We start from the raw sequence: 16,138 nt of genomic DNA, 5'->3' as shown, positions 1-16,138 counted from the left end.
ATTTTAATGTTGTACTTACTCAATGTCTTTAATTGCGCTATTAACAAATACTGGATTTGAATACGCAGCAAGGAGCGCTTTTTTAAACAATACACAGTTACCCGTTTTTTTAGCCGGTATGGTATTGATGGCGATGGTTTGCGCTTTGTGTGTAGTTAATAAATCGCAGTTGCGATTTAGCTATATACTCAACGGAGTTATTTCGCTAGCGATATTAAGTGCTGCATTTCCTTATTTAGAATTGTTGTTAGCATTGAGCATTTGCCTTCACTTATGGCAAGCATCTAAACAAAATAACTCAACGTTACTCACGCTAAGTTACTGCGCAGCAATAATATTCATAATATTATTTGCTGCTAATTTGCTTTTAGGCATACCCTTATTTTTAGTCACATTGGCAAGTATTATACTGGCAGCATCTGGCTATTTTGATGAGCAAGATTTAGAGCCGCACAGCACCGAAACACAAAGCTTAGAGCAAGAAGGCTTTGCTGCAGCATCCCCGTTAATGAGTCTTCCTAGTTGTAAGCAATTACGTAATAGTTATTATGCGTGGCGTGAGCCACAGCATTATCGCGGTGTATTAATAATTATTCGCTTAGAAGGGTTTAAAGAAGTAAATCAACATATAGGACGAGATTTTGGGGATTTATTATTAGCTCAATCGGCAAATCGTATTAAAGAGTTTTTGAATATGGATGAAGTTGTTAGTTTAGGTGGGGACCAAAAGTTAGCACATTTAGGTGGGTTAAATTTCGCATTTATATGTAATTTGGAGCAGCAAAAGCACCTGCATGAACAGCTAATTAGTCAAATATTAGGTGCGACTCTAAAGCCTTTCAATGTCGCAAATTGTACAATTGAAGTGAAGGCACGTGCGAGTTATGTAGATTGTGATGAACAGGAAGGTAGTTTTGATAATCTTATCTCATGTGGTTACTTAGCGCTTGATAGTGTAGAACCACAGCAGGTAGTTGCTTATCACCAACAAATGAAAATAGAGCAGCTAGAGCAGCAGGCGCGCTTAAAAGAGTTGACTAATATAGACTTTGCACGAGAGCTTGAGCTCTATTTTCAGCCAGTGATAAGAAATACAGATGAAAAAATTGAGTTCTTAGAGCTGTTACTACGCTGGCAACACCCAAAGCAAGGGATATTATCAGCACACCGTTTTATTGATGACATACGTATTGCAGGGCTTGCTTTTCCACTTGCTACATTTGTGATTGAACGTGCGGCAGAATTGGCAATGGCACTGCGTGTGGAGGGTATTAGGATACCCTTGAGCATAAACGTGTTTGGTTCGGAAATGCTTAATGAAGAGTTTATTGATTTTATTGATGATGTTTTTACTGAGCACCAGCTTCAGCCTGGGGATTTGATAATTGAATGCCCGTTAAATTTATTTATGAGTTTAGATGATCAAGGTAAAGCAATGGTTGCACGCCTTAATAGTATTGGAATTAAGGTATGCGTTGATGGTTTAGGTGATAGCCCGGTTTGGTTAGCTAAATTACCAAATTTAGCGGTGGAGTATGTAAAGGTTGCACCAGCATTGACTGCCGACTTTAGTCATCAAGGTCATATTCGCAGTTTAGTTGGCGGTATGGTCGAAATGCATAATAAACAGAATGCCAAAGTGATTTGCGAAGGGGTAGAAACGATTGAGCAGCTCAATTTTGTGAAAAGTTTAAATGCTTACGCTGCACAAGGCTATTACTTTAGTCATCCGCTAAGCAGTGTAGGGATGATTACATGGTTAAAGCAATGGCAGCTTGAGCATTAAACGCTTTTTACATTTTCCCGCGCTTGTAAATACGCATTAGCTAGTGCACAAATGATTTGTCCGGCATCGTTAATACCTGCTTGCAATCCACTAGGGTGCTGGTTTGGTGCTGCTTCACATAGATGTAAATAGTGACTATTTGTTTGACTAGCAGCTAAATGCACAAAATGTTCTGCGTCGCTAACACTAAAACCGCAATTGGTATACGCGCTGACGGGCATTAATGAAATGCTATCAAGGTCGACTTCAACACCAAGTGGTGCATCTGTTAAGTTTTGCAAAGCTTGTTGGCATGCATCGCTAAGTGTTTTTTCACGTCTTACTTGCAGTGACTGATAGCTATCATAGTTAAAGTTGGCAGCAGCTAAAGCATCAATAATTGCTTGATTGTTTTTTAGCTCGTGCATACCAATAATATGATAATTATTTAAGAGTTGTTCATGATAAGCATAACGAAAGCCATTACCACTATGACGACCTTCGCAATCGCGAAAATCAGCATGAGGGTCAAAATTAATCGCATTAATAGGGTTATTTTTATGTTTACTTAATGCGCGAATAATACCCAGGCAATTATTATGACCACCGCCAATAACAATTGGCTCTAAACCTGCAGTAAATATTAAACTTAAAACTTGCTCAACACGCTGATCAAGTTGGGCACATAAGTCACGTAATTGCTCAAGTTGCCTTGGGTGTTGATTGCTTAAACTTGATGCAGCAAGGGTTAAATCGGCAACATCAACTTCGCCTAAAAGTAATACCTTATCACTGGCTAAAAATTGGTTGTCGGGTTGGTTTAAGAAACGTTTAACAAATGCTTGCCAGCCATCTTGCGCACCACCATTACCTACATTAGCGCGAGGACCGATATCTTCACAAATGCCAATGAGCACATAACGAATACCAAATTGGGCGGCATCTTGCATCGCTTGTAATGGGTCAACATGGGTGTCGAGGAGAGCGATTGACTGCCATGCTTTTTTTTCATTTGCACGACTGTTGCACCAAGGTTTAACAGTCGCTTCATCGTAGATATTTAAGTAGGCGGTCACTTTTAGTCTTCTATGATTTCCAGTTCAAGTTCTTCACCAGATAAAATAATACCAGTGCTATCTGCATAAACATAATCATCATCGAAAAAAGACACGCCAGCGAAATTAACGCCAATGCCATCTTCGCCAGCGCCTTCGCTATCAGCAGCGACAGGGATAGATGCAATTGCTTGAATACCTAAATTAATCTCTTCAAGTTCGTCAACATGGCGCACTGCACCATAGACAACAATACCTTGCCAGTTATTTTCTGTGGCTAACTCTGCCAGCTCTATATCAATAAGTGCCCGACGTGTAGAACCACCACCGTCAATGAGCAATATGCGATCTTCGCCTTCTTGAGAGAGTATCTCACGGATCAGTTCATTATTTTCAAAACATTTAGCTGTTTTGATGCGACCACCAAAGCTATGACGGCCACCAAAATTGATGAACATAGGTTCGAGCACGTCGACCACGTCGGCAAAGTGATCGCATAAATCTGAAGTGCTGTAATCCATTTTATTATCCTCTAAAGATACGTTAGCTTGTACTTCAGTATACCTTGCTGAAACGCAATAACAACGACTTAATACCAGTAAATAGCGCTCTTTTTAAACAAATAATGCGCTAAAACAGTAAAAGCAATATTAGTGTCTTAAAACTTTCACCTAATTGTTATTTCTAGCACCTATGCTGAAATTGTGCACAGGTTTGCATGAAAAAGGAGCAAGCAATGAGTGAGTACAATATATTAAAGAAGGTTGCGCAGCTGGATGAAAATTTATTTCTTAAGTTGTTTAATGGTAATTCCCCTTTATGGCTAAAAAATTCCGCATTGGGGTTATCTAAAAGTGGCAACGGAGGCTTGTATCTTGTTATCGCTTTTGCTGTTAGCTGGCTAGGTAGCGAGCAAGAGCTGTTGGCGGTTACTTTATTACTGGGCTTTTTAATCGAGCGTCCTATTTACTATATCGCTAAAAATGGGTTTGCACGCGTACGTCCTTGTGATTGCTTAGTGAAAGGCGCGTATATTGTGCCGGGTGACAAATTTAGTTTGCCATCAGGCCATAGTGCGGGGGCTTTTTTAGTGGCAATAATTCTTGCTCAATATTTTCCACAATTAAGCGTTGTGTGGTTTTTATGGGCGGTAGGCGTTGCTGCATCCCGAGTTGTGCTAGGTGTTCATTTTCCTGCCGATGTTGTACTGGGAGGGTTAATAGGTTCAAGTTGTGGTTTGGCAGCCATACTAGTGGTGGGTTATTTATGAGGGTATTGTACGGTATTCAGGGAACTGGAAACGGCCACATAACACGAGCTCGCGTGATGGCAAACGCATTTAGTAGTATGAATATTGACGTTGATTATGTTTTTTCAGGACGAGCTCAGGAAAATTATTTTGATATGGAGGCATTCACTAACTATCGCAGCTTTCGCGGGTTATCTTTCTCAACACAAAATGGCCAAATAAATAGTTATCGTACAATTAAAAATGCGCGAATGTGTAAATTGTTGTCTGATATAAAGCAGTTGGACTTATCTGGTTATGATTTTGTTTTTAATGATTTTGAACCTATCACTGCTTGGGCTGCAAAGCGCCAAGGCGTACCTGTTATTGGCATGAGTCATCAAGCTGCCTTTTTATCACCAAAGGTGCCAATGTTTAGACACGGGCTATTCCATCGTTCATTAATTAAGTGTTATGCCCCAGCAGATATTTACTTAGGGGTCCATTGGCAGCCATTTGCCGATAATATTATTCCACCTTTTATTGCTAATCATCCTCATGAAAATCCTGTAAGTGTCGATAATAAAGTGTTGGTGTATTTACCTTTTGAAAATCTGACTAGCGTGGTCGATTATCTAAAAGATTTTCCTGAAAAAGAATTTTACTGTTACCACCCCAATGCAAGCAATGAGTCTTGCTCTCACATTCATTTGAGAGGGTTATCACGCCAGGGGTTTTTAAACGATTTAGCTAACGCAAGTGGCGTAATTGCTAATGCTGGTTTTGAACTGTCAAGTGAAGCGCTTAAATTAGGTAAAAAATTATTGTTAAAGCCATTAGCTGGTCAATTTGAGCAAGATGCGAATGCACAAACGTTACTTGCTATGAAAGCGGCTCATGTAATGAGGTATTTAAATCCTTATGCATTAGATGATTGGATTAATAGTGAAAACAAAAGGTTAATTAATTTCCCAAGCGATCCGCAACCGTTGATTGAGTGGTTAACGGCTCGGCAGTGGGGAAGTACACACCAACTTCATAGATCATTGTGGTCAGGAGTCAGTTGAGGACTTTTGGTGCTTAAATAAGGCAACTGACTTAAATTGTCTATAAATTGTTAGATAATATGCGCGAAGAAAATATTATTTAACTATACTATATGGTGAGACCAATTTAAGGGCTGTTGTTAATGAGTTTACTTCAAAATTTGACGATTAAACGTCGCTTGCAATTCAATGCGGTAGTCGTTGGTTTAGCTATGATCGTAATGTTATTTGTTATCATTTATGAAGCACGCATTATGCTTAAGTTAAATGAAACAATTCAATACGCTGAAGAGCTAGATATCCACGAACTATCTATGAGAAAGTTTGAGAAGAACTTTTTATTCTATAAGCAAGAGGAGGACTTTGCGCTATTCGAAAATGAATACCAACAACTTGAAGCTAAGATATCAAAGCTTAAAGCCGTTACTGATGAGTTAGGTGTACCAAATAAAGAAGTCGATCAATTTAAAATATTAGCTGAGCGATATTACCAAGATTTTAATACAGTTGTAGTGTTACAAAGAGAAATTGGTTTACACCCAAAAGATGCCCTTTATGGTGAGTTGCGCGGTGCCGTACATCAAGTAGAGACGCTATTGAAAGAGCGTGAAAACTACGAACTTCTTTCGCTAATGTTGCAGCTGCGCCGTTCAGAAAAAGACTTTATGCTACGCTTTGATATTAAGTATCTTGATAAGTTTAATGATATTACTGAGTTACTGAATAAAAAAATAGCTCAAGCAGGCTTTGATAGTGGTTACCAAAGTCAGCTAATAAACTTACTTGGTAGTTACCAAACTAAGTTTGATGCACTAGTTCAAGCGCAAGTTGCTTTAGGCCTTGATTTAAATTCAGGTGCATTAGGTAAAATGAAGTCAAGCGTAAAAGAAAGTGATGCGGTTGTCTCTAAAATTACCAGCGATATAAAGCTGCAAGTTGAAAAACAAGCCAGTGATGCGCAGATGTTTGCAATTATTATATTTATTTTTGCCAGTATAATCGTAATGGCGCTCGTTTACTTTACAAGCAAATCTATCATTATTCCCATTGAACGGGTTTATCATACAATTAATGAGATTCGTCGTAACAATGATTTAAGCCTTACTATTGAGCAGATAGGAAAGGATGAAGTAACCACGATGACAATTGACTTTAATAGTTTGATTAGCGACTTTAAAAAACTTATTTATGAAGTTAATACGGCGCTAAAAACGCTTAATGTAGCAACAGAGCATTTATCAGAAACAACTGCGGCAACAAGTTCAGGTATGCAAGAACAACTTCATGAAGCTGATATGGTGGCAACCGCTGCAACTGAAATGCAGGCAACCATTCAAGATATTTCACATAATACAGAAGCCGCAGCTAAAAAAGCTGAATCAACGAATGTGAGTGCTCAGCAAGGCCGCCGTGAAGTTGAATCAACAGTTAATCATATTAATCAATTATCTGAATCTTTAGGTAAAGCCTCTAGTGTTGTATCACAGCTTGAAAAAGATGGTGAGACTATAGGGTCTGTACTTGATGTAATTCGAGCGATAGCTGAGCAAACTAATCTATTGGCATTAAATGCCGCAATTGAGGCTGCTCGTGCGGGTGAGCAAGGGCGAGGCTTTGCTGTAGTTGCAGATGAAGTTCGTTCGTTGGCGCAACGTACTCAAAGCTCAACGCAAGAAATAGAAAGTATTATTTCAACGTTACAAGAGCGCACTCAAGAAGTGGTTAGCATCATGCAACAATGCCGTACACAAGGTGGAGAAAGCGCAGCACAAGCGACTAAAGCGGGTGAGTTACTGAGCTCGATTACTGAAGATGTACAAACGATTATGGATATGAGTACGCATATAGCAACGGCAATTGATGAGCAAAGCCAAGTCGCCTCAGAAGTAAATAAAAACGTGGTACGGATACGTGATATTGCTGAAGATGCATCGGCCCATTCAGTGACCAATGCACAAACAAGTGAAGAAGTATCTGAACAAGCACGTGTACTTCATAAAGCGATTGATAAGTTTAAGGTTTAGCTGTCAGCCGTCAGCCGTCAGCCGTCAGCCGTCAGTTATAAGTTATAAGTTATAAGCCATAAGTTTTAAGCAGCCTTGAGTTGCTTTGAGCTTATGGCTTTTTTGTTTGGGTAATTAAATGAGGAAAAAACAACAGATTTATTGAGCTGAATCCATTAGCCACAAAGCCTAATTATTCATCCTGTAGGTCGTCATTTATGGCGAAAATCAATTAACCATTGGAATTGACGCGCTAAAGCACGACCTACGCCAATCTCAGGCTCTAGTTAACTTCCTTGTGAATAATTCAGTTAAAGATCTTTTGCACAAAGAGAAGGGAATGAGAAGTAAATGAGGGGAAACTTAGCGCTTAATTAGTATTGGCATGTTTAAATAATCGATAATCTAACACGAGTATTACTAAGCGATTGAATCAAAATAGCAACTCAGCTATGGTTATGCCATCAATAACAATAAATTAAAAACGAGTTAATCTACAGACTCGTTATTTATAGTATTAGGTAAATTTTGAGTCCTTATTTTGAAATTAAAATAGAGCCCAGCGTGGATTACTTTTTGTGGATGTTCCCCGTGTTATTTTTGTTTGCTATTTTGATCAGGTTTTCGGCTGTTTCAGACCTTGCAACGAGTTTAGTAAATATTTCTCGCAATTGGCTTTTAACAATTATCGGGTTCATTTTTTTCATCGGACTGTTTGTAACATACTCAGAGTTGAAACGAGATCGCGAGATTAAAAAGCAGATCGATGCGGGAGATTTTTCAGTTGTATCAGGCTGCATTCAAAACTATAGGTTAGACAAGGTTAAGAGGCAAACAGCTACATTCGAAGTTGAAGGGGTTGAGTTTTCATTTAATAGTTACACAAAAACACCTTTTTTCTATGAAAAAGAGTTACCTGGTAAAGTTGTAAAAAATGGTGGCTGCTTAAAAGTTAGCTACTTACCAACAATCAAAGAAAACAAAATCATAAAAATCGTAAAGCTAACAAAGTAATTAAAAAAGGGCAGATAACAGTTGGTTTTTGCTCCTTCTGCACTTATTTTAGTCAATTGATATTTTTTATTATATGGGCGTTAATCATTTGATACCGCAGTACAAGCTCGACTGTCAGATTTGATTGAAGCTTATTAATCTAAAACTTGTCCAGACTATTTTAGAGCTTATGAAAACCTAGAATCTAGCTACCTAGCGCCTTCTGATTATCTTCGTTGCACTCAACCAGAACCACATAGTTAACTTTAACGCCGAGCAGCTTAAAACTTATCGCTTAAAACTTAAAACTTAAAACTTACCACTTAAAACTTATAGCTCATTAAGGCACAAACTTTATCGGTACGCTGTCTTTGCTAGCTTGATGCTCTGCGATGCGTTGTTGGTAGGTTTGCCATAATTCATCATGTTGGGCTTGTAGGTGGCTGAAGTATGCCCAGCTGAATAAGCCGCTGTTGTGGCCATCGTCAAAGTCTAAGCGCAGTGCGTAGTGGCCTACGGGTTCTATGTGTTTAATACCGACGGATTGCTTATTAAGTACGAGTTTCATCGGTTCGTTGCCGTGGCCTTGTACTTCTGCTGAAGGGGAGTGAACACGTAAAAACTCACAGCTAAAGGTGCAATGGCTGTTATCGTCAAAATAAACATCAAGGTTTTTACTAACACTGTGATAATGAACTTTAGTGACTTGTTTCATGGCTAAACTCGCGTAAATAAAAAGCCTCCAACTGGAGGCTTTAAAGTATATCTTAAAATAAGAGAGGAAATTAAAGAATAAAGCGACTTAAGTCTTCATCTTCAACCAATGCGCCTAGGTGTTTTTCAACATATGCGGCATCAATAACAATGCTTGTACCGGCCTGCTCTGATGCGTCGTATGAAATTTCTTCCATTAACTTTTCCATCACAGTGTGTAGGCGGCGAGCGCCGATATTTTCGGTTTTCTCATTTACTTGCCATGCGGCTTTAGCTATGCGCTCTATTGCGTCGTCGCTAAACTCTACTGTAACTTGCTCAGTTTTAAGTAGCTCACGCTGTTGCTCAGTAAGCGATGCGTGTGGCTCTGTTAGAATGCGTTTAAAGTCATCTGCGGTGAGCGCTTCAAGTTCAACGCGAATAGGCAGGCGACCTTGCAGCTCTGGGATCATGTCAGATGGTTTAGACATTTGGAATGCGCCCGAGGCAATAAATAACATGTGATCTGTTTTAACCATGCCATGCTTAGTGCTAACGGTTGAACCTTCAATTAGCGGCAGTAAGTCACGTTGCACGCCTTCACGGCTCACGTCAGGGCCTGAAGAGTCACCGCGCTTACAAATCTTGTCAATTTCATCGATGAAAACAATGCCGTTTTGCTCTGCGGCAAAAATAGCTTGTTCTTTTAGCTCTTCAGGGTTAACTAATTTTGCAGCTTCTTCTTCAATTAACAGTTTAAACGCTTCTTTAATTTTAAGTTTGCGTTTAGTGCGCTTGTCGCCCGACATATTTTGGAACATGCCTTGCAATTGATTGGTCATTTCTTCCATACCAGGAGGTGCCATGATTTCAACATTGGGCTGTGCTTGCGCTACATCAATATCGATTTCTTTGTCGTCTAACTGACCTTCACGTAATTTTTTGCGGAAAACTTGACGAGTCGACGAGCCTTCATCACGCTGGTTTTCACCAAATGAATCTTTTGCCGGTGGCAGTAGGGCATCTAAAATGCGTTCTTCTGCGGCTTCTTCAGCGCGGTGCTTAAATTTTTTGGTTTGTTGTTCACGTGTCATTTTGATTGATACGTCAACTAAGTCACGAATAATCGTTTCTACTTCTTTACCTACGTAGCCCACTTCAGTGAACTTCGTTGCTTCCACTTTAATAAAAGGTGCGTTGGCAAGTTTAGCTAAGCGACGTGCTATTTCAGTTTTACCTACGCCGGTTGGGCCGATAAGTAAAATATTTTTTGGTGTTACTTCAGCACGCAAATCTTCATTTAATTGCATGCGGCGCCAGCGATTACGAAGTGCAATAGACACGGCTTTTTTTGCTTTTGCTTGGCCAATGATATGTTGGTCAAGTTCATGGACGATTTCTCTGGGAGTCATAGCAGACATAGCAGTTCCTATTACAATTCTTCGATGGTTTGGAAGTTATTTGTGAATACACAGATATTGCCGGCAATTGTTAGGCTTTTTTCTACAATTTCATGGGCACTTAAATCGGTGTTTTCTAATAATGCGGTGGCGGCGGATTGAGCAAAATTACCACCGCTGCCGATTGCTATTAAGTCATTTTCTGGCTGCACTACATCACCGTTACCTGTAATGATCAGTGAGGCGGTTGAATCTGCAACAGCAAGGAGGGCTTCTAATTTTCGCAGCGCGCGGTCACTTCGCCAATCTTTAGCCATTTCTACTGCGGCTTTGGTTAGGTTGCCTTGGTGCATTTCAAGTTTGCTTTCAAAACGTTCGAATAGGGTAAAGGCATCAGCAGTGCCGCCAGCGAAACCAGCGATCACTTTGCCATTATAAAGGCGTCGAACTTTGCGGGCATTGCCCTTCATTACGGTGTTGCCAAGCGAAACTTGGCCATCGCCACCAATGACGACTTTATCGCCGCGACGTACACTTACAATAGTGGTCATGTTATTCCTCATCATCGAGACGCAGGGGCGACTCGTTAAAAACGATTGATGATGAGTTAATATGGGTTAATGGGCTAAATTCAAGTCCAAAGCCAAATTCCGCAGCCAGTTATTTTGCTACGCTTGAGTTTGTTTTTGTCGCTTTCAGCTAAGCGCTTGGTTTTATAGGGGCCTAAACGTACTTTATACCAAATACCATTGGTGCCAGTGGTTTCACGTATCTCAGCAATTAAACCTGCAAAGGCAATTTTAGCTTTGAGGGTTTCAGCTTGACCATGGGTTCTAAAAGATCCGCATTGCATGACATAAGGACCTTTTTGCTCAAGCTCTTTTACTTCAACTTGAATTTCGTGTTCTTTTATTTCTTTAATAAACTCAGGCGGACGCGGTTTTGCGGGCTCAACTTTTACTGTGGGTTGCGTTGGATTTGCCTGCTGCTCTACAAGTTTTGGATCTGCATTATTTTTTACGTACCACAGGCCAAAACTAAAACCACCAACAAGAAGCATAGTTAGCAATACTAACAATACTGGAAATGGCTTTTTTGGTGGGGCTTGTTTTTTACTGGAACGTTTGCCTGGTTCTTTATTGATAAAATCGTGTCGTGCCATGGCTTTTTGTTTCTTACCTTAAATCATATCTATTGGGTCTACATCTAAGCTCCAGCGCACCTTCTGTGCTAATTTACTGGTGCTTAAATAATCGACCATCTGCGCGAGATATTGGTGTAAAAGAGGGCGATCGTGCGCTTGAATGTGTAATTGAAAACGATACTTACCTGCTACTCGCTCTAATGGAGCAGGAATTGGACCTAGCAATTGTATACCAGTTAGACCATGCACTGGAACTAAATCTGTTAAAAAATCGACGACTTGTTTTATGCTGTGTCCTTCTGCTCGCACAATTGCCATGTTGGTAATGGGGGGCAATAGTGCGTCCTCACGTTCTTGTATCGCAAAGCGGGCAAAATCTTGATAACCATTGTTTACCAAATCTTGTAATAGTGGGTGTTCAGGAAAATGAGTTTGTAGTAATACTTGCCCAGGCTCCCCGCTGCGTCCAGCTCGCCCAGCTACTTGGGTAACTAGCTGTGCCAAATGTTCTGTAGCACGAAAATCACAGGAATATAAACCGCTGTCTACGTCTAAAATCAGCACTAAGCTTACATCCGGGAAATGATGCCCTTTAGCGAGCATTTGTGTACCAACCAAGATGCGTGAGCCGCCTAAGTTAATTTCATCAAGGGCTTTTTCTAGGCTGCCTTTTCGCCGTGTTGAATCGCGATCGATGCGGCTTATCGGTGTATCTGGAAATTCACCTGTTAAAAATTCTTCAATTTGTTCAGTGCCTTTACCGTTAGGGAATATTTGTGTACTCCCGCAATCAGGGCATTGATGGGGTACTGGATGTTGTTCACCGCAGTGGTGGCAAATCATCTGACCAATTGCTTTATGAAAGGTTGCGCTAGTGCTACAGCGCGTGCACTCACTTAACCAGCCACATTCATGGCAGATTAGCGTGGGCGAAAAACCACGGCGATTTAAAAACACCATGACTTGTTTGTTGCGCTTTAAGTGTTGGCGAATGGTTGCAAGGCTTGCATGTGCAATGCCTGCTTGATCTGGTTGGCCTTTCATATCAAGCAATTGAAATTTATTATCGGTACTGGTTTGTGCGCGCTGAGTAAGGCTTAGTAATTGATATTTATTATTAATCGCTTTATGCAATGTTTCTAGAGCTGGCGTAGCAGAGCCGAGTATGAGCGGTATCTTATGCTGAAAAGCGCGATACGCGGCTAAATCACGAGCGTGATAGCGTAAGGTGTCTTGTTGCTTGAAAGAGCTATCATGTTCTTCATCAACAATGATCATCCCAAGTTTTAAAAAAGGCAAAAAAATGCTCGAACGAGTACCAATTACGATTGCGCAGCTGGCTTTTTCACAAAATCGCCAGGTTTGCAGGCGTTCGTTATCGGTTAATGCTGAGTGCCATAGCATAATAGGCGTGTCGGGAAAACGACGGCGAAACCGGTTGACTGTTTGTGGTGTTAGGCCAATTTCAGGCACTAAGACGAGTGCTTGTTCTGCGCGTTTTAACACCTCTTCAAGGCACTGTAGGTAAACCTCTGTTTTCCCGCTGCCGGTCACGCCTTCAAGTAAAAAACTATTAAAGCCAGTGCTTTGATTTATTGCTGTGCAGGCGACTGCTTGTTCTTTATTCAGCGTTGGTTTAGTACCGACTGTTGGTGCTTGCTGCTGCCACAAGTTGTCATGCTCAATGCTTTGATTAATGAGCTCTTTGCTGATCAGACTATCAATGGTTTTTTTATTAAACCCTAACGCTTTTAATTCTGTTAAGGATGATTTACCTGATTGCGCTAATTGTTTAAGTAAATTTAATTGGCTTTTTGCTTTTAACGAAGGAAGTTTGGCACCTTTTTCAGTTAACGCGACCATAGAAATACTCGTTTTATCAGGGCAATGGCCTTGGCGTAGTGCACTTGGCAACGCTATATGGATTGTTTCACCTAGTGGGTAGCAATAATAACGAGCAGTAAATCGTAATAGATCTAGGTGGCTTGTGGTTAATATTGGCGCGTCGTCAATAACTTCAAAAATACTTTTTATTTTATTTAAAGGCACCTCGGTTGTGTCTTTAAGTGCTAAAACCACCGCAACCTTTCGTTGATTACCAAAAGGGACTAATACGCGTGAGCCAATATGTAGCTGTGAACTCAACCCATCAAGTTGCTCAGGTAGGCGATAATCAAAGGTGCGATGTAATGGCACCTTTATAGCAACTTCAACAAAACTCATAACAACTCAAATAAAAGCAAGTAAGAGTGATAATGTACTAAAATTGCAGAAAAAAGCCTACCAGCAAATAGGCTGTTTATTTTTTTTGTTTATATTATTAGCAAATAATGTATTTAAAGCTTGTCGTAGGCAGGGTTGTTGCTTAGAATACGCGTCCTAATTATTTTGATTTTAACGACGTATGGTGCCAGACTTCGGGTTTGGAGAGCGATGCGGCCTTAACTAGAGGTTTCTATGAAAGAAGGTATTCACCCTAAGTACGAAGTAATTTCAGCATCTTGTTCATGCGGAAATAAGTTCGAAACTCGTTCTACTTTGTGTAAAGACATTCACCTAGACGTATGTTCTGCGTGTCACCCGTTTTACACTGGTAAGCAAAAGATTTTAGACACTGGTGGCCGTGTTGATCGCTTTAACAAGCGTTTCGGTGCACTTAGCAGCAAGTAATTATTGCTGTTGTGTCGGAAAAAGCACCTTAGGGTGCTTTTTTTATGCCTGCAATTTAATTAGAACTGGTTAGGGCGTGTTGACCTTTCGTGATTGATTCTGCAGCAGACTGTTTGGTATTTAAGCAAGGCAGCGCCTATAGTAGTGTGGTGTTCCCCACAAATAGGCGATAACGCAGTATAAATGCCAAACATGCGCTGCCTAAAGAGTTATTCCTTGGGGCGATTAACTCTTTGTTACCTACATGGGGGTAGGCAAGGGGCGTGAGCAGGACGCGGAAGCTTTGCTCGGTTTTTACTTAGCCCACTCGATTCCAAACCTCGCGCCGCGATTAAATCGCCCCTAGATTGAACAAATTTCAATCCACAAAGGACAACACGCCCAAGTATCAGCGGTTAAATTCACCCTTTTTTACCCCTGCCTAAAGTAACCATCATTTTTAGTTTTTATAGTGACTATAGCCACTAAATAACAGACAAACAGTTAGATTTTAACTATATTCAGTAATATATTTTGTTTAATTAATTGATGTTATGTTGATAAAAAGTCATTTAATGAGCCTAAATGACGCTAACGTCGTATATTTATATCTTTTATAGGGAATGTGTATTTTAGGTGTAATAAAGTACTATTTAGATGATTTTAGAACAGGTTTTTTGATGCTTTCTTGGCGTGTTATTGTTGGATTTTGAGGTTTTTTTACAAAACTGGTCGATAAAACGCATAAAATTAACAGATCTAGCTTATAACAGGATAGACCTGATATTGCTTGAATTTAATTGTAATATAGGTATCGTTCCAAGATACAGACTATAGAATAGAACTGCTTACTCTCACTTTTAACTTACTTGCAGGATAAAATCGCGTTATGTCAGACTTTCGTGAACAAGCTTTACATTACCATTCGCACCCCGTTCCAGGAAAAATCAGTGTTGAGCTTACTAAGCCAGCCGAAACCGTACAAGATCTCGCTCTAGCTTATAGCCCTGGTGTGGCTGAGCCTGTGCGTGAAATTGCCGCAGATCCAGCTAATGCTTATAAATATACTGGCAAAGGTAATATGGTTGCAGTAATTACCAATGGTACTGCTATTTTAGGCCTAGGTAATTTAGGACCTCTTGCTTCAAAACCAGTTATGGAAGGCAAAGCTTTGTTGTTTAAACGCTTTGCTGGCCTTGACTCAATTGATATTGAAGTAAAACACACAACCACAGAAGATTTCATCAATACCGTTGCAAATATTGCTGATACTTTTGGTGGTATCAACCTAGAAGATATTAAAGCCCCAGAGTGTTTTGAAATTGAAAAAGCATTGATTGAGCGCTGTAGTATTCCAGTGTTTCATGATGATCAACACGGTACAGCTATTGTAACTGCTGCGGGTATGATTAACGCACTTGAAGTGCAGGGTAAAAGCATTGAAGATGCGATTATCGTTTGTTTGGGTGCCGGTGCGGCCGCTGTTGCATGTATGGAGTTATTAATTAAGTGTGGCGCATTGCGTGAGCACATTTATATGCTTGATCGTAAAGGTGTTATTCATACGCGTCGTGATGACTTAAATGAATATAAACAGTTGTTTGCTAACAATACAGATAAGCGCACTTTGCAAGATGTTATTGCTGATGCTGATGTATTTGTTGGTGTATCAGGACCGAACCTGCTTGCACCGGAAGATCTTAAGCTGATGGCTGATAGGCCAGTTGTTTTTGCATGTTCAAACCCAGATCCAGAAATTGCACCTGCGCTTGCTCATGGTGCGCGCGATGATTTGATTATGGCAACGGGTCGTTCTGATTATCCAAATCAAGTAAATAACGTGTTGTGTTTCCCGTTTATTTTTCGTGGTGCATTAGACGTACGTGCGAGCAAAATAAATGATGAAATGAAAATTGCCGCAGTTGAGGCAATTCGCAGTATTACTAAAGAGCCAGTGCCTGCTGAAGTATTAAAAGCAGCAGGTGTTGATAAACTTGAATTTGGACCACAGTATATTATCCCTAAACCAATGGACCCGCGTTTATTACCGCGCATTGCAAAAGCAGTGGCGCAAGCGGCTATTGATTCAGGTGTTGCACAAATTGATATGCCTGAAAACTATATGGCGTAATAGGCACTATTTGGCAATAAAAAACCTCAAT

At 40.2% G+C, this 16,138-nt stretch carries 14 protein-coding genes; 7 read left to right on the top strand and 7 right to left on the bottom strand.

All coding sequences use genetic code 11. The annotated features are described in order from the left end of the window. The first annotated feature begins 127 nt into the window (after positions 1-127). Complete coding sequence (locus HJP15_RS11855; RefSeq protein WP_169326902.1) at positions 128-1,786, top strand: GGDEF domain-containing phosphodiesterase; 1,659 nt, start codon at positions 128-130, stop codon at positions 1,784-1,786. Here HJP15_RS11855 and HJP15_RS11850 read toward each other — a convergent pair. Further along, positions 1,783-2,841 carry an arginase family protein gene (locus HJP15_RS11850; RefSeq protein WP_170173859.1) on the bottom strand — a complete coding sequence of 353 codons (1,059 nt, stop codon included), beginning with the start codon at positions 2,839-2,841 and terminating at the stop codon, positions 1,783-1,785. The two genes, HJP15_RS11855 and HJP15_RS11850, sit on opposite strands and share 4 nt — an antisense overlap. A gap of 2 nt (positions 2,842-2,843) precedes the next feature. Continuing rightward, positions 2,844-3,341, bottom strand: a complete 498-nt coding sequence (gene rraA / locus HJP15_RS11845; protein WP_054204895.1) for a ribonuclease E activity regulator RraA — start codon at positions 3,339-3,341, stop codon at positions 2,844-2,846. 215 nt (positions 3,342-3,556) lie between these two features. On the opposite strand from rraA, the gene HJP15_RS11840 reads away from it, so the two are divergent. The 4 genes from HJP15_RS11840 to HJP15_RS11825 all read left to right on the top strand — a co-directional run bounded on the left by HJP15_RS11840 (position 3,557) and on the right by HJP15_RS11825 (position 8,111). Continuing rightward, complete coding sequence (locus HJP15_RS11840; protein ID WP_054204894.1) at positions 3,557-4,090, top strand: phosphatase PAP2 family protein; 534 nt, start codon at positions 3,557-3,559, stop codon at positions 4,088-4,090. After that, positions 4,087-5,115 carry an MJ1255/VC2487 family glycosyltransferase gene (locus HJP15_RS11835; protein ID WP_170173858.1) on the top strand — a complete coding sequence of 343 codons (1,029 nt, stop codon included), beginning with the start codon at positions 4,087-4,089 and terminating at the stop codon, positions 5,113-5,115. Before HJP15_RS11840 ends, HJP15_RS11835 begins: the two co-directional genes overlap by 4 nt. Before the next feature lie 122 nt (positions 5,116-5,237). Next, positions 5,238-7,118: a methyl-accepting chemotaxis protein gene (locus HJP15_RS11830; protein ID WP_170173857.1), complete on the top strand. Its 1,881-nt coding sequence runs from the start codon at positions 5,238-5,240 to the stop codon at positions 7,116-7,118. A 543-nt stretch (positions 7,119-7,661) separates the two neighbouring features. Further along, entirely contained in the window at positions 7,662-8,111 is a 450-nt protein-coding gene (locus HJP15_RS11825) for a hypothetical protein (protein ID WP_244507105.1), read from the top strand. A 319-nt stretch (positions 8,112-8,430) separates the two neighbouring features. Here the strand turns inward: HJP15_RS11825 and HJP15_RS11820 are convergent, their stop codons facing one another. From HJP15_RS11820 to priA, 5 genes are all read right to left on the bottom strand, one after another. Continuing rightward, a complete protein-coding gene (locus tag HJP15_RS11820) occupies positions 8,431-8,805 on the bottom strand; it encodes a gamma-butyrobetaine hydroxylase family protein (protein WP_054454769.1) in 375 nt (124 codons plus the stop codon). 70 nt (positions 8,806-8,875) lie between these two features. Next, positions 8,876-10,204 (bottom strand): ATP-dependent protease ATPase subunit HslU, encoded by a 1,329-nt coding sequence (hslU, locus tag HJP15_RS11815; RefSeq protein WP_054204889.1) that lies wholly within the window; start codon positions 10,202-10,204, stop codon positions 8,876-8,878. An 11-nt stretch (positions 10,205-10,215) separates the two neighbouring features. Then, complete coding sequence (gene hslV, locus HJP15_RS11810) at positions 10,216-10,734, bottom strand: ATP-dependent protease subunit HslV (RefSeq protein WP_054204888.1); 519 nt, start codon at positions 10,732-10,734, stop codon at positions 10,216-10,218. Positions 10,735-10,814: 80 nt separating this feature from the next. Continuing rightward, the gene (locus tag HJP15_RS11805) at positions 10,815-11,345 is read right to left on the bottom strand and encodes an SPOR domain-containing protein (protein WP_054454770.1); all 531 of its coding nucleotides are present in this window, start codon (positions 11,343-11,345) and stop codon (positions 10,815-10,817) included. Positions 11,346-11,363: 18 nt separating this feature from the next. Further along, positions 11,364-13,550: a primosomal protein N' gene (gene priA, locus HJP15_RS11800; RefSeq protein ID WP_170173855.1), complete on the bottom strand. Its 2,187-nt coding sequence runs from the start codon at positions 13,548-13,550 to the stop codon at positions 11,364-11,366. A 234-nt stretch (positions 13,551-13,784) separates the two neighbouring features. Between priA and rpmE the strand changes: the two genes are divergently transcribed. Together rpmE and HJP15_RS11790 are read left to right on the top strand one after the other, a co-directional pair. Next, complete coding sequence (gene rpmE, locus HJP15_RS11795) at positions 13,785-13,997, top strand: 50S ribosomal protein L31 (RefSeq protein ID WP_054204885.1); 213 nt, start codon at positions 13,785-13,787, stop codon at positions 13,995-13,997. 868 nt (positions 13,998-14,865) lie between these two features. Next, a complete protein-coding gene (locus HJP15_RS11790) occupies positions 14,866-16,107 on the top strand; it encodes a malic enzyme-like NAD(P)-binding protein (protein WP_054204884.1) in 1,242 nt (413 codons plus the stop codon). Positions 16,108-16,138 lie beyond the last annotated feature (31 nt).

This window comes from Pseudoalteromonas sp. NEC-BIFX-2020_002, from assembly GCF_013002825.1.
Classification (GTDB): domain Bacteria; phylum Pseudomonadota; class Gammaproteobacteria; order Enterobacterales; family Alteromonadaceae; genus Pseudoalteromonas; species Pseudoalteromonas neustonica.
The sequence above is the reverse complement of the archived record's forward strand: the minus strand, read 5'-3'. Positions and strand labels throughout refer to the sequence as shown.

Coding starts and splice junctions, on each gene's coding strand:
- HJP15_RS11835 (WP_170173858.1), top strand. CDS start 4,087: ATGAGGGTATTGTACGGTATTCAGGGAACTGGAAACGGCCACATAACA.
- HJP15_RS11840 (WP_054204894.1), top strand. CDS start 3,557: ATGAGTGAGTACAATATATTAAAGAAGGTTGCGCAGCTGGATGAAAAT.
- HJP15_RS11820 (WP_054454769.1), bottom strand. CDS start 8,805: ATGAAACAAGTCACTAAAGTTCATTATCACAGTGTTAGTAAAAACCTT.
- rpmE (WP_054204885.1), top strand. CDS start 13,785: ATGAAAGAAGGTATTCACCCTAAGTACGAAGTAATTTCAGCATCTTGT.
- hslV (WP_054204888.1), bottom strand. CDS start 10,734: ATGACCACTATTGTAAGTGTACGTCGCGGCGATAAAGTCGTCATTGGT.
- priA (WP_170173855.1), bottom strand. CDS start 13,550: ATGAGTTTTGTTGAAGTTGCTATAAAGGTGCCATTACATCGCACCTTT.
- HJP15_RS11830 (WP_170173857.1), top strand. CDS start 5,238: ATGAGTTTACTTCAAAATTTGACGATTAAACGTCGCTTGCAATTCAAT.
- HJP15_RS11790 (WP_054204884.1), top strand. CDS start 14,866: ATGTCAGACTTTCGTGAACAAGCTTTACATTACCATTCGCACCCCGTT.
- HJP15_RS11855 (WP_169326902.1), top strand. CDS start 128: ATGGCGATGGTTTGCGCTTTGTGTGTAGTTAATAAATCGCAGTTGCGA.
- HJP15_RS11805 (WP_054454770.1), bottom strand. CDS start 11,345: ATGGCACGACACGATTTTATCAATAAAGAACCAGGCAAACGTTCCAGT.
- hslU (WP_054204889.1), bottom strand. CDS start 10,204: ATGTCTGCTATGACTCCCAGAGAAATCGTCCATGAACTTGACCAACAT.
- rraA (WP_054204895.1), bottom strand. CDS start 3,341: ATGGATTACAGCACTTCAGATTTATGCGATCACTTTGCCGACGTGGTC.